Here is a 13,555-nt window from a genome sequence, read left to right on the forward strand (position 1 = left end):
CTCATTATGTCTATACATAAGAGGGTCAGATGCAGACAATTTTTGCCGCCACCGCCTGTTTGCCCGAGGGTTGGGCTAGTGATGTTCGTCTGACCATCGACGGCGGCCGCCTTCAGCGGATCGACGTCGGAGCCGCGCCACAACCCCGCGATACCCGCGTGGACGTCGTACTGCCGGCGTTGGCAAATCTGCACTCGCACAGCTTTCAGCGCGCCATGGCCGGGCGGACCGAATATCGCGCAGGCGGTCAGGATAGCTTCTGGACTTGGCGCGAGCTGATGTACCGCTTCCTCGACCACCTGACGCCAGAGCACTACGAGGCCATTGCGGCGCTCACCTTCATGGAGATGCTTGAGGCCGGCTATGCCTCAGTGGGAGAATTCCACTACGTCCACCACCAACCCGGAGGCGGCGCCTATGACACACTCGCCGAACTCAGCCAGCGGGTGATGGCGGGCGCCTCACAGACCGGCATCGGCCTGACCCATCTGCCGGTGCTCTATTCCTATGGCGGTGCCGAGCGGCAGGCGCTGGCTGGCGGTCAGCAGCGGTTTGGCAATGACGTGGAGCAGTTCGCGCGGCTTGTCACCGAGGCCCGCGGCGCGGCGCAAGAGCTACCGTCCGACACGCGGGTCGGTATCGCGCCGCATTCCCTGCGCGCCACCTGCCCCGAAGACCTCGCCTCCGTTCTGGCGGTGGCCGAGGGCAACCCGATCCACATCCACATCGCTGAGCAGCCGCGCGAAGTGGCCGAGATCAAAACTTGGCTTGGCGCGCGGCCTGTCGAATGGCTCCTGGACAACGCCCCGGTCAACGATCAGTGGTGCCTGATCCATGCCACCCATATGACCAAGGACGAGACACGCGACATGGCCCGCAGCGGCGCGGTGGCCGGCCTGTGTCCGGTGACCGAAGCAAACCTTGGCGACGGCCCCTTCAATGGGCCGCAGTATCTGGCAGAGGGCGGGCGCTTTGGGGTCGGATCAGACTCTAATGTGCGAATTTCACTGGTCGAGGAGCTGCGCACGCTAGAATATTCCCAGCGACTGCGGGATCTCGCCCGCAATGTACTGGTGCCCGGCGAAGGCTCTGTTGGCGACACGCTTTACCGCGGCGCGGCCATGGGCGGTGCGCAGGCGCTGGGACGGGACGCCGGACGGCTGGAGGTCGGCGCGCTGGCGGATCTGGTGGCCATTGATCGCAATCATCCGGCACTGTTCGGCCTGCCAGATGGGCAAATCCTTGACGGCCTGTGTTTTGCCGCCGACGACCGGAGCGTCACCGATGTCTGGGCCGCCGGGCGCCATATGGTACAGGGTGGGCGCCACATCGCCCGCGACGCCATTTTGGCGCATTACCGCACCGCGATCAGCGATCTTCTGGCAGCGATGTAAACCAAAGCCGCACCGCTGAACCTACGGTCGCCGCTTCGGTGGCGACCGGACAGCGCATGCCCTGCCCCTCGGTCAGGATGGTACCGTCAGACAGCGTCAAATCGGAAGTGATCGCATAGAGGATATCCCCGGCCGCCGCTCTGATGCTCTCTGCAAACACCACCATATCAGCCTGAACTTGCGCAGGATCGTAGATCACATTGAAGGCCCGGCAGGGACCGCCAATGAGCGTCGCGTCCAATGGTATTCCACCGTCGAAACGCAGCGGTTTCAGCGGTCTGGCCTGCAACACCTCATCCGCACCGCGAAGGTCGAGCCCGCGCCCCTCCACGATGGTGTGGATTCTCTGCACCCCCGGAAAGGCTGAAAACGGTCCGTTCCGCGTGATGTCCGCAAGGCTCAACCGCCACAGCAGCTTGCCCGCCCGTTCTTGCAGCGCAAGCTCCCGCGTTGTACCGCCACCGTTCTTCCACGGCACGGGCTCCGCTGTTGTTGCATCAAAGCGCATGAGCTCTCCTTTACAATCGCAGTTTAATGCAGACATATTGAACATAAGCCAGAGTTATTATTCAAGCGGAGCCCTGAGGTGCCACAGCAGAAGAAAATCAGCTTTCAGGACGTGCGTGACGAGGTCATGCGGCGGATCGAGGCGCGCGTCTGGCCGCAAGGCGCCCTGCTGCCGACGGAAGCGGAACTGGCAGAAGAATTCGGCTGCGCCCGCGCCACCGTGAATCGCGCCCTGCGCGAACTGGCTGATCGTGGCGTGATCGATCGCAAACGCAAGAGCGGCACTCGGGTTGCAACATTGCCAGTGAAGCAGGCCAAGCTGGAGATCGCAACCTCTCGCAGGCTGGTAGAGGAACGCAACGCCACCTACCGCTTTGCCTTGGTATCGCGCGAGATGCGCGTCGCACCCGGCTGGCTCATTTCGCAGATGCAACTGGCGGCTGGGACCGAGGTGCTACACCTGGAAGGCATGCATTACGCCGATGGTCAGCCCTTCCATTTCGAGGATCGCTGGATCAACATTGCGGCTGTCCCTGACAGCGCCGAGGCCGATTACGCCGAAACGCCCCCGGGGGAATGGCTTCTGGCAGCGGTGCCGTTTTCCAATGCCGAGGTGAGTTTTGGTGCGACATCTGCGGATGCGGCGCTGGCAGAGTATCTGGCCTGCGCACCCGGTGCGGCACTGTTTCAGATGGAACGATCAACGTGGTTTCAGGAGGAGCCGGTGACCTTTGCCCGGATGACCTTCCACCCGGGTTATCGCATGCGCAGTCGCTATTGAGCCTTGCCAATCAGCGCCTTGGTTTCAAAAGACCTGAGCGTTGGGCGCGACATGCTTTTGTAGCTCCGCCAGCTGTCGCCCATCAGAGCAAAGAACTCGGCGCGGGTTTCGGCATCCAGCCCATCAAGGCTGGCCGCACCGGGATGATAGCTCTCGCTTTCCAAACCATTGCCACGAATGACTTCGTGACGATCAAACAGAACATGGAAATACGTGACCGGTTGTCCGTCCACACGGCGGCGAATGGAGGTGTCGTTCACCAGGTGATGCGCAGGGACCAGAACTTCATCCTGCCCAAACAAGACCTCGGCGGTGGCCGACTGCACCAGCACACGATGGCTGGGCGAAAGTTCTATTTCGTCATGTTCTCCAAGCGCATTGGCCGCAAAGCGCACCGGGGCCTGCACGCCTTCTGCAACACGGGTGCTACGCCCGATCCAGCGAATGGACTGTCCGCCATGATCGCGGGTGAGAACCCTCATCCCCACCGTCAGATCTTCGACAGGGACCGGGCCTTGGTCTGTTTCGATCAGAGTGCCCGCCACGAAACAGGGCGTTGTGGTGACATTGACGAACCCGACGTCGGAATTCCCTTCGTCATCTTCGATCGTATAAGTGAAGGTGGTCGTTTCATCATCGTCCACATCATCCTGGCCGGAGATGTCGAATGTCCCGTCCGCGTTGAGCGTGACAATCTCGCCATTGGCCAAGGTGACGGAACTGCCAGCCGTAACGGGCTGGTTGTTGATGTGGGTGATGGTCAGTTGCGCGCCATTGCTCTGATCGTCATTGGCCAGAACATCTACGTTGACCGTATCCCCTTCCTGCACCTCGACCTCGTCATCGCCCGCCACCAGCGCTGTCTGGACCGAGTCCCCAGCGATCAGGAGGTTGGAATCGTAGCTTGAGTCACCGCCATCCGCGATCGCAATCTTGATGTCGTTGGTCTCGCCAGGGTTTACCGGCGCGGTCAGCTTCAGCGTGATGGTAAAGCCATCCATCTCGGTGTTGAAGGGATCCGTCCCTGCAGGGTTGTCAACGTACAGATCCTGATTGGAAGAATCGTTGATGTTGTTGATGGTGATATTTCCATCCCCCACCACCAACTGCGCCTCGACCCCGTTGACCCAGACCGACACCGCATCGTTAAAACCGGAGTTCACGTATTCGAGGTACTCCTCGGACGAAAACACGAACTGCATCGTCAGAGTGGAACCTTCCGGCACAAATTCTGCCTCGAACACCGCCGCGTCATAGGTCGTGGCTCCGGCGATCTCGTCCAAGTCGGAATCACCGGCTGTACCGTGGCTCGTCGACGTGCCGGCGCTGGTATTGGTGTTTGTGGAGCCGGAACTGTTGGTAAAGTCGCGAGCGTTGCCGGTGGACAGGATCACACCACTGTCGGAGGGCGTCACATTGGGCGCAACCGCGTCACCATCGCTGTAGATACCCGACGCCCCGCTGGCGCCCGTATAGCTGGCCGATTCAACGACAATGCCATTGCCGAACATGGCTTGGGCCATCTCGTCAGCCGTTGCACCCGTGTCGATTGGCAGTTCCTGAGCAGTCGCCATAGCATTGTCACCCACAGTATTGCGAATACATCCCCATGATGCGCAGTAATCTCGCGTAGCGATCCTCTGCCCGAGGAAGTTGGCAAAACTGTGGCGACCTTTGGATCAGCCGGCAAGCAAATTGGTTTGACCTTCCCTGCCGCACCCGTCTAATGCAGGCCCATGACACAAAAGAAGCCCTCTCGTCAGCAGGTCTATACCTTGCTTGTTCAAATCGGTCGCAAGGATGGCGACGGCCTGCCTGCGGGTGCAACCGGCGCTGCGCTCATGATTTATGCGTCCGGCGTCGACGAAGCCGAAGCGGTGCGCGAGACTGTCGCAATTCTCAAACAGGCCGACACTGCACCACTCGACGTCACAGGCTACGGCACCATTGCCGAGCGTGAGGCAGAAGGCCATGAAATTCCAGACGAAGAACGCGAGTTGATGCAGCGTGCGCTGGATGAGAACGCAGTGATCGTTGCTCAGGTGACGCCATTTTTCGGCGACGAGCTGAACAGCTCAGAAGACGGCAGCGCGCTGCACTGATCGCTCTTGTTGGCGCAGATCAGGACCTGCGCCCAAACCATTTTCGATAGATGGTTTCATAGGTTCCGTCTTCCTGCATCTGCAGCAGCACTTGGTTGGTCGGCTCCACCTTCTCCGAGCCCTGTGGAAAGATGATGCCGTAATATTCCGTCAGGAACGTGCGGCCCATCACGTGCCCGATCCCGGCCCCCTCGGTACGCACATAGTGGTTGAGCACCGGTGCGTCGAAGACCACGATTCGCGTGTCGCCGTCCTCGAAATCCTTCAGCATCTTGTCGAGCCCCGGAAAGGCGACATAGTCGATCTCGCGCCGATCCAGAAAGCCGGCGGCGGTGGATCCCTGAATCGTGCCCACCCGTTTGCCATAGAGGTCATTGACGGAATTGACCGATCCGTTGATCGCATCCACCGTCATGGCAGCGGTGATCTTCGCCACGAAGACCGACACGACAAAGAGCGAGGACAACACCAGGAGGACGCCAAAAATTCGCCCTAGGAAGCTGCGTGGCACACGTTCCTCAAATCCGCCGTTCACCACCAGGTTCAAAGCCCACCAAAAAGAGGGGAACCAGGCGTCCTTCAGTGGGCGGTCGAAATAGGGTTGTGCGCGGCGCTCGAACAGCCACATCAGCATGCCACCGACCAAAAGCAGCACAAAGGCGATGCCGATTGCTGCGAAAAGGTCCCAGGACAGCAGCGCCGCCATCAGGCTCGGCTCCGAGACATCGTCCTCATGCAGCATGATCTGCAGCCCGCTCTCAAAGATCGGCTGGCTGAAATCCATCACCGCTTCGCGCCCTGCCGTTATGGAGACGTTGGCCGCCGCCATATCCGCCTCGCCGCGCTCCACTTCCTCCAGCATCTGCTCAAAGCTCTCGACGCGTTTGACGCGCATGTCCCAATTCAGACGGCGCGACACCTCGCGCATCAGATCCATGGTGAACCCAACCTCCTGACCGCCCAGTGGCATCGAAAAGGGCGGGCGGGTCACCGTATTGACCACCACCTGCTCCTGCGCGCGTAGCGGCATGGCAGGCAGGCTCATCAGGAATGTAAACAGGCAGAACCAAAGGGAACGCAGGGTCATGGCGTCAGTCTCGCATGCAGCATCGGATCTGCCTTAGAGGGGAGGAATAGTATTTTTCAAGCCCTTCCGCTCAGGCTGTACGATGTTCCGCGAGAATTGCTGCATCAAAGGCGCGCACGACCGGATATCGGGGCTGGGCATGTTCTGGCAGGCTGTTGCGATCCACATCGGAAAAGAGGCTCGCGGCCAAGGCCTGACGGTCCCGCCTGAGCCGCCCCAGAAACAGGCTCTCAACACCGAGACCTGCGGCCACTGGCACCTCATGTCCCGGAAGGATCACCTGGGTGTAGGTCGTCAGTGGTTTCTGGCGCAGCTCTCGATGAGCGGTACGCGTGCCAGCCAACATCTCCGCGGGGGCCAGTACCGCCTCGCATCCAAAAAGATACTCGACCTCCGATCCCGTCAGCACCATGCGCTGATAGGGGGCAACGACGATATCCTGTGTCAGACCAAAATAAGGCGCACGCAGACGCACCGGGTGAAAGGCACCCAGTGCCGGCACCTGCCGTGTTGCCACATGCAGCACGGGCACCAGCTCACCACTGGCACAGCGCAGCAAATCTCCGCGCCGCAGGTCTCCGATCCTTCGCAGCCCCGCTTCCGTTTCAACAGGCGTATCCGGCGCAAGTCCGGGCATCGGGCCGACCGGCTCCAGATTGCCGGATAGCGCGATATAATCGACCCCAGGCGCAACATAGCATTGTGGCACACCGCTTAGCAGCGCCTGCAAATCTTCCAACCGCCAGGGCCGTGGCCCTTCGATCTGTGCGATTTCGGCCCGCCCGCCCTCCGGCCATTCCAGTGCCAACTGCCCGCGAAAGGCTGGTGCATCCCAGCTGTATGTCAGGCGCACACGATCCGCACGGCCCTTTGTGGTTGGATTCACCGTCTTGTGCAGGACCGTGCCATATTGCTCCAGAACGAGGTTGATCCCGCCACCGGGCACCGCCGACAGTGCAAAGCGCAGCGGCCAGTCACCGCCGCGCTCAAAAAGGATCAATGGCTCTGGCTTGTGCAGCACCGGCATGGCGACTTCCAACACCAACGCGCCGCGCGCCAGCAACGCATTGGCTTCCCGCAGCAAAAGGCAGCTGTTTTCTCCCTCCGGCGTCAGCCCGGCCGGGTCGAAATACTGCGCATCAAGGTGCCAGAGCCCCAGCCACGTCATGAACCAGCCTCCACAACGCCGGAGCACTCTGTCCTGTACCTGTTGCCCGTCATCCTGCACCTCGCCGCGCGTATATGTCGTGCCCCGGGCGGCACGTTGATCGGCCTTTTGATGCCCGGGGCGTCCCTCAGTTTCAGTCCCGACGTTCCCGGTCAGGGGCCATGCACGGCGCAGAAAAAGGCACATGTGTCACGCATGCCCGAAGAACCGTAGTCTCCGGCAGGGCGTCTATTCAGTGATATGCTTGACCTGCTCGTCGCGCATGCGGGCGATCTTGTCGCCGCCCCATTCCATGCTTCGGTCTGTTATTCTCTCCATCCTAGCACGTGCCTTATCACCTGTCAGGGCCATGATTGTCGCGACCCCGCCAGCACGAGCATTTGCGCCACAGACGATGCTGCCGATTGCACGAGACCGCCAATTCGCGCTAGGTCGGTGCCCGGACAACTCAGGAGACCTCCGCATGACCGCCACAGACCCCGTTCAGCTGACAGCCGATCTGATCCGGTGCCCTTCGGTCACACCCCAAGAGGGCGGCGCGCTGACGCTACTGGAGCGTATTCTTACCGAAGCGGGCTTCTCCTGCACGCGCGTTGATCGCGGAGAGGTCTCCAATCTGTTTGCCCGCTGGGGCGACAAGGCGCATGCTAGGACCTTTGGGTTCAATGGGCATACGGATGTTGTACCCATCGGCGACGAGGCCGCCTGGACCCATGACCCCTTCGCTGCGGAAATCATTGACGGCGTGATGTACGGGCGCGGGGCCACCGACATGAAATCGGGCGTTGCAGCCTTTGCTGCAGCCGCCATCGACTTCGTCCGCGACACCCCTCCTGACGGGTCCATTGTGCTGACGATCACCGGCGACGAGGAAGGTGATGCCGTGGACGGCACCACCGCGCTTCTGGACTACATGGAGCAGGCAGGAGAGCAGATGTCCGTCTGCCTTGTGGGCGAACCCACCTGCCCCAACCACATGGGCGAGATGATCAAGATCGGCCGCCGTGGCTCGATGACCGCCTGGTTCACCGTGACCGGCGTGCAGGGGCATTCAGCCTATCCGCACCGCGCAAACAATCCGCTAAACGGCATGGCGCGGTTGATGGATCACCTTGGCAGTCACACTTTGGATGAAGGCTCCGAGCATTTCGATGCCTCCACGCTGGCGATTGTAACCATAGACACTGGCAACCCGGCCACCAATGTGATCCCGGCGCAAGCCCGCGCCGCCGTCAACATCCGCTTCAACGAGCTGCACTCCGGCGCATCGCTGACCAAGTGGTTGCAGACCGAGGCGGACAGGGTGGCGGAGGACTTTGGCCTGAAGATCGACATGAAAGTACAGATTTCCGGTGAAAGCTTTATCACGCCTCCCGGTGACCTATCGGCGTTGGTCTCAAAGGCAGTTCAAACCGAGACCAATCAAGTGCCAGAGCTGTCCACCACAGGCGGCACGTCCGATGCCCGGTTTGTCAAATCGCATTGCCCGGTGGTGGAATTCGGCCTTGTGGGCAAGACCATGCATCAAGTTGATGAATGCGTCGACATTGCGCAAATCCACCAGCTGAAGTCCATCTACACCCGTATTCTATCGGATTATTTCGCATGAGCCTGCTCATCTCCGTGACCGACGACCTCGACGCCTGCCTGACGCTGCGCTTCGAGGTCTTTGTGGATGAACAAGGCGTGCCAGTGGAAGAAGAGCGCGATGCGCTTGACGATACCGCGACCCATATTTTGGCAACACTGGATGGTACGCCCGTTGGCACGGCCCGGGTTGTTTTTCAGGATGATGTCGCCAAGATCGGTCGCGTTTGCGTGGTGAAACCGGGGCGCGGAACAGGTCTCGGGGCAAAGCTGATCGAAGCCTGCGTGGCCGAAGCGAGCAAGCACGACGGTGTCACCAAAGCCAAGCTGGGCGCGCAGATCCACGCGCTGGGGTTTTATGAAAAACTTGGGTTCGAGGCTTTTGGCCCGATCTACCTCGACGCTGGTATCGACCACCGCGACATGATGAAACCTCTGTAGGTCAAACGCTTGCGGCGGTGAGCGACAGGGGCCGAGCTGGCGGTGCGCGCGTCTGACAACGCCCACAATACCTGGCGGCGTTCCTAATTATTGGTTTCGCTTGCGGAAGAACGTGGACGTGACTGCTGATCGACTACTCCAGACCACCGCGGGAGCGCTCCCGCCCGTCCGATTTGCTTTGAAAATGCAAACCTGCCCGTTCGGCCCGGCAGCGCGCCTGCGGCGCGCTGCCGGGCCGAAAACCGCGGCCACTGCGTCCTCGTCGGTCCGGTCTTTTTGCAAGACCTCAATGGCGCGATCCTTACGCCGCACCAAAGGTGCGGCGCCCGGCCCAACGGGAGGGGCTGCGTCTGTGATGCAGACCCGACGGGCGGGAGCGCGCCCGACCTTGGCGCCACACCTCTTTTCAGCATGACGTCGCCTGCGCGCCGTGCTACGGCAACGATATGGCGCGTATACCCACAAAGGCCGAGATTCTCGAATGGATCTCCGCCCACCCGACCCAAACCTCCAAACGTGACATTGCCAAGGCTTTTGGCATCAAGGGTGCTGAGCGGATCGACCTCAAGCGCGTCCTGAAGGAGCTTGAGGCCGAGGGCCATCTGGAAAAGCGCAAACGCAGCTATACCGACCCTGATCGCCTGCCGCCGGTCACGGTTCTGTTGGTCAAAGCGCCGGACGACAATGGCGACCTCTTTGCCCAACCGCTGGAATGGCATGGCGAGGGGGTGGAGCCTGTCGTCATGGTGATCCCGCGCGCCTCCGACCCGGCCCTTGGCGAAGGGGATCGCATTCTGGCCCGCCTCACCGTGGTGCAGGAAGAGGACCACAACTACGAGGCCCGGCTGATCCGTCGTATCGGAAGCAATCCGAAGCGCATCCTCGGCATCTACCGTGCCGGCTCCGAAGGCGGGCGCATCGTGCCCATAGACAAGGCCAGCTCCAACGACTGGCAGGTGCCAGAGGCCAATACCCACGGCGCGAAGGACGGCGAGCTGGTGGAGGCCGAACAGGCCGGTCCCAAGGCGCGTCTGGGGCTGCAGAAGGCCCGCATTGTCGAGCGGCTTGGAGATCCCTCCGCCCCCAAGGCGGTGTCGCTGATCGCGATCCATCAGCACGGTATCCCCGACCACTTTCCCGATGCCGTCATAGGTGAGGCCGACAGCGCCAAGCCAATGGGCCTCAAGGGCCGCGAAGATCTGCGTGACCTGCCGCTGATCACCATTGACCCGGCAGATGCTCGCGACCACGACGATGCCTGTTTCGCCCATCCAGACGAAGATCCCAAGAACCCGGGCGGCCATGTGATCTGGGTCGCCATCGCCGATGTCGCGGCCTATGTAACACCCGGATCTGCGCTGGACCGCGAAGCACGCAAACGCGGCAACTCCAGCTACTTCCCAGACCGGATGGTGCCCATGCTGCCGGATCGGCTGTCGGGCGATCTGTGTTCGCTGCATGAAGGCGTGCCGCGCCCCTGCCTGGCTGTACGAATGCAGATCGACACCGAGGGCAACAAGATCGCCCATCGCTTTGTGCGCGGACTGATGAAGTCCCAGGCCTCGCTACACTATGGCGAGGTGCAGGACGCCATGGAGGGCCGTGTCACCAAACGCACCGAGCCCTTCCTCGAGGAGGTCATCAAACCGCTCTATGCCGCCTATGAGGCCCTGAAGTCCGCCCGCGGCACCCGCCAACCGCTGGAGCTCGACCTGCCGGAGCGCAAGATCGTGCTGGACGACAGCGGCAAGGTGGCCTCGGTCAATTTCCGCGACCGGCTGGATGCGCACAAGCTGATCGAGGAATTCATGGTGCTGGCCAATGTCGCCGCCGCCGAGACCCTGATCAAGAAGCAGCAGCCGCTGTTGTTCCGGGTGCACGAGGAACCAAGTCAGGACAAGCTCGACAATCTACGCGATACCGCCCGCGCTGCCGGTCTGACCCTTGCCAAGGGGCAGGTGTTGCAGACCCGGCATCTGAACGCACTGCTGAACGCCGCCGCCGGAACCGATGATGCGGAGCTGATCAACATCTCCACCCTGCGGTCGATGCAGCAGGCCTACTACTACCCAGAGAATTTCGGCCATTTTGGTCTGGCGCTGCGAAACTACGCGCATTTCACCTCGCCGATCCGCCGTTACGCCGACCTGATCGTGCATCGCGCGCTGATCACCGCCCATGGCTGGGGCAAGGACGGGCTGTCGGTGGAAGAGGTCGAGCGGCTGGAAGACACCGCCACGCATATCTCCACCACCGAGCGACGTTCGATGCTGGCGGAACGTGACACCACCGACCGCTATCTTGCCTCCTATCTGGCAGAGCGGGTGGGCAATGAATTCACCGGTCGCATTTCCGGCATCGCCCGTTTCGGGGCCTTTGTGAAGCTGGACGAGACCGGTGCCGACGGGCTGGTACCGGTGCGCTCCATCGGTCGGGAGTATTTCCACTTCGACCCGAATGCAGGCACCTTGATGGGCTCCGACACCGGGTTGCTTATCACCATCGGCCAGCGGGTGACCGTGCGCCTGACACAGGCGGCGCCTGTTACCGGCGGGCTGGAGCTTGAGCTACTGGCGCTGGAAGATGCGGAACTGCCTAAGGGACGCGGTGGCGCGCCCGGCAAGGGTGGTCACCGTCGTAGCCCGGCGGGACGAACCGTGACCCGCAGCAAGGCCGCGAAGGCGAAACACAAGGCCGCCAAGGTCAAGCGCAAGGTCGCCCGAAAGCGCAAGTGACACTTGCAAACAGCGGCTGGCAACCATTGGCACAGGAGTAAGTGCCGGAGATTTTGCACTCCGCTCCGCGGAGCGCCCGGGGGCAGGCCGCGCCTTTGGCGCGGCCTGCCTGGCCCAAGGGGAGAACTTGCATCTCCAATGCAAGGGAAACGCGCGGGAGGGCTCCCGGATGGTCCTATCGCCGACCTGGGCTCAGGCGGCCCGGGGCAATTCCAGCGCGGCGCGGTCCATGACGCGGGAGATATACGCCAGCAGTCTTGGATGTTGCTGAACAACATCTACCACCTGCGGCGCGGCGGGCGGGCGGGCGAGCGCCTGCAACATCGGCGCGGCTGAGCAATCGGCAGCGGTCATATCGTCCCCGAACAAAAAGCGCTGGTCGCCGAGGAGCCCCTCAATCGCCGTAAGGTCCTGAGACAACCGCACCAACCGCTCCGAGCTGTCAAACCGGGAATGTCCCGCAAAGTGCAGCCCTTCAAGAACCCCTGCGCGAAATTCGTTTACCGGCGCTTCTGGCACCCCGGCAAAGACTGTCTGCCTCATCCCGGCCCAACCGTCTTCCTCGAGCCACCGAGCACACATGAGTTGCAGCCAAAGCCCCTCATCCACCATTCGAATGAGCACACGTGACTGACCTTTCTGCGCTGCACTCAGCCCCGTATCGAATTCCGCACCGCGCTGCTCGAGGAAACGACGGATGCCTTCGCTGTCGGGGATCAATGTACCGGTCTCGTCGCTCAGCACAGGCAGTTTTGAGTGCGGCATCGAGGTCAGCTCTGCCGGATCGTGCACGTCCTGCCGCTGCCAGGTCTCACCAGACATCTGCAACAGCAGCGCCGCTTTGGTGCAGAACATGCTGAAGCTGTAAAATTCGTCGTTTCCACCGTGCGTGAGTAGGGTCAACATCGTCTCTCTCCATTTGGGATGTGATGCGACCGTGCTACAAGTCACTCATGACAGATATTGTCATCAGGAGAAGGCACACTCAGAAGATGACCAAAACAGAGCGCCTCTTTCGTCTGATGCAAACCCTGCGGCAGCTGCCGCCGCCGGTGACGGCCGAGCAGCTGGCGCAGGATCTCGGCGTCTCGGGCCGCACCATTCACCGCGACATCGACGCGTTGCGAGCGCTTGGAGCGGTGATCGACGGCGCAGCAGGATATGGCTTCACCCTGATAGAGGATGCCACACTGCCGCCGCTCGGCTTTGGCGCCACAGAGCTTGAGGCACTGGTCTTGGGGCTGTGCGAAGTGCAGCAAAGAGGCGACCCGGATCTGGCAGAAGCCGCCGGCATCGCGCTGAAAAAGCTCCGCGCACGTCTGCCGCAGAGTCAGGCGGACAGGCTGCAACATGCGGTGCTCTCGGCCCACAGATTTGCCCCACCCATATTGCCTGCAGTTGATGCCGCGCAGCTGAGGCAGGCCACATGGGATGAATGCGAAGTGGCCTTTGGGTATGCAGATGCCAAGGGCGCGATCACCCAGCGCCAAGTCAAGCCATTGGGTCTGGTCTACTTTGATCGATCCACGGTTTTGGTGGCCTGGTGCTTGCTGCGAAAGGGCTTCCGGGTATTCCGACTGGACCGGATGTGCGAGCTGGTGGTGACGGAGGTTTCCTTTCGTCCGCATCGCGTGCGGCTCTATCGCGAGGCGCTGGACCATCTGCGCAGCCAGACCTTCGACTGACCGGCAATGGCGCGCTGACCGCCAGCCTGTCGCGTCAGGGCGCTTTTGCACCCGTCCGCATCAAGCTA

The 13,555-nt window shown here is 61.6% G+C and carries 12 protein-coding genes; 7 read left to right on the forward strand and 5 right to left on the reverse strand.

Annotated features, from left to right (window positions below; all coding sequences use genetic code 11):
* The first annotated feature begins 29 nt into the window (after positions 1 to 29).
* The gene (locus tag R0J92_RS11560; RefSeq protein WP_411051786.1) at positions 30 to 1,394 is read left to right on the forward strand and encodes a formimidoylglutamate deiminase; all 1,365 of its coding nucleotides are present in this window, start codon (positions 30 to 32) and stop codon (positions 1,392 to 1,394) included.
* Here the strand turns inward: R0J92_RS11560 and R0J92_RS11565 are convergent.
* Positions 1,369 to 1,902, reverse strand: coding sequence for a HutD family protein (locus tag R0J92_RS11565; RefSeq protein ID WP_411051787.1), 534 nt, complete (start codon positions 1,900 to 1,902; stop codon positions 1,369 to 1,371). The two genes, R0J92_RS11560 and R0J92_RS11565, sit on opposite strands and share 26 nt — an antisense overlap.
* A gap of 78 nt (positions 1,903 to 1,980) precedes the next feature.
* Here R0J92_RS11565 and R0J92_RS11570 point away from each other — a divergent pair, with 78 nt between their 5' ends.
* The gene (locus R0J92_RS11570) at positions 1,981 to 2,682 is read left to right on the forward strand and encodes a GntR family transcriptional regulator (RefSeq protein WP_411051788.1); all 702 of its coding nucleotides are present in this window, start codon (positions 1,981 to 1,983) and stop codon (positions 2,680 to 2,682) included.
* Here the strand turns inward: R0J92_RS11570 and R0J92_RS11575 are convergent.
* On the reverse strand, positions 2,676 to 4,256 hold the full coding sequence (locus R0J92_RS11575; protein ID WP_106162388.1) for a choice-of-anchor L domain-containing protein: 1,581 nt from the start codon (positions 4,254 to 4,256) through the stop codon (positions 2,676 to 2,678). The genes R0J92_RS11570 and R0J92_RS11575 overlap by 7 nt on opposite strands.
* Before the next feature lie 162 nt (positions 4,257 to 4,418).
* Here R0J92_RS11575 and R0J92_RS11580 point away from each other — a divergent pair, with 162 nt between their 5' ends.
* Positions 4,419 to 4,784, forward strand: a complete 366-nt coding sequence (locus R0J92_RS11580; protein ID WP_106162389.1) for a hypothetical protein — start codon at positions 4,419 to 4,421, stop codon at positions 4,782 to 4,784.
* A 19-nt stretch (positions 4,785 to 4,803) separates the two neighbouring features.
* On the opposite strand, the gene R0J92_RS11585 is transcribed toward R0J92_RS11580, so the two are convergent.
* Both R0J92_RS11585 and R0J92_RS11590 read right to left on the reverse strand, forming a co-directional pair.
* Positions 4,804 to 5,871: a transporter substrate-binding domain-containing protein gene (locus R0J92_RS11585; protein WP_106162390.1), complete on the reverse strand. Its 1,068-nt coding sequence runs from the start codon at positions 5,869 to 5,871 to the stop codon at positions 4,804 to 4,806.
* Positions 5,872 to 5,941: 70 nt separating this feature from the next.
* The gene (locus tag R0J92_RS11590; RefSeq protein WP_411051789.1) at positions 5,942 to 7,039 is read right to left on the reverse strand and encodes a Hint domain-containing protein; all 1,098 of its coding nucleotides are present in this window, start codon (positions 7,037 to 7,039) and stop codon (positions 5,942 to 5,944) included.
* Between the two features lie 463 nt (positions 7,040 to 7,502).
* Here R0J92_RS11590 and dapE point away from each other — a divergent pair, with 463 nt between their 5' ends.
* The 3 genes from dapE to rnr all read left to right on the forward strand — a co-directional run bounded on the left by dapE (position 7,503) and on the right by rnr (position 11,802).
* The gene (gene dapE, locus R0J92_RS11595; protein ID WP_411051790.1) at positions 7,503 to 8,648 is read left to right on the forward strand and encodes a succinyl-diaminopimelate desuccinylase; all 1,146 of its coding nucleotides are present in this window, start codon (positions 7,503 to 7,505) and stop codon (positions 8,646 to 8,648) included.
* Positions 8,645 to 9,067: a GNAT family N-acetyltransferase gene (locus R0J92_RS11600; protein ID WP_106162392.1), complete on the forward strand. Its 423-nt coding sequence runs from the start codon at positions 8,645 to 8,647 to the stop codon at positions 9,065 to 9,067. The genes dapE and R0J92_RS11600 overlap by 4 nt, the downstream gene beginning before the upstream one ends.
* A gap of 446 nt (positions 9,068 to 9,513) precedes the next feature.
* Entirely contained in the window at positions 9,514 to 11,802 is a 2,289-nt protein-coding gene (gene rnr, locus R0J92_RS11605) for a ribonuclease R (protein WP_411051791.1), read from the forward strand.
* A 192-nt stretch (positions 11,803 to 11,994) separates the two neighbouring features.
* Here the strand turns inward: rnr and R0J92_RS11610 are convergent, their stop codons facing one another.
* The gene (locus R0J92_RS11610) at positions 11,995 to 12,708 is read right to left on the reverse strand and encodes a glutathione S-transferase family protein (RefSeq protein WP_411051792.1); all 714 of its coding nucleotides are present in this window, start codon (positions 12,706 to 12,708) and stop codon (positions 11,995 to 11,997) included.
* 86 nt (positions 12,709 to 12,794) lie between these two features.
* On the opposite strand from R0J92_RS11610, the gene R0J92_RS11615 reads away from it, so the two are divergent.
* Complete coding sequence (locus tag R0J92_RS11615; protein ID WP_411051793.1) at positions 12,795 to 13,487, forward strand: helix-turn-helix transcriptional regulator; 693 nt, start codon at positions 12,795 to 12,797, stop codon at positions 13,485 to 13,487.
* Positions 13,488 to 13,555: the final 68 nt, after the last annotated feature.

This window comes from Tritonibacter sp. SIMBA_163, from assembly GCF_046535935.1.
Taxonomy (GTDB): domain Bacteria; phylum Pseudomonadota; class Alphaproteobacteria; order Rhodobacterales; family Rhodobacteraceae; genus Epibacterium; species Epibacterium scottomollicae.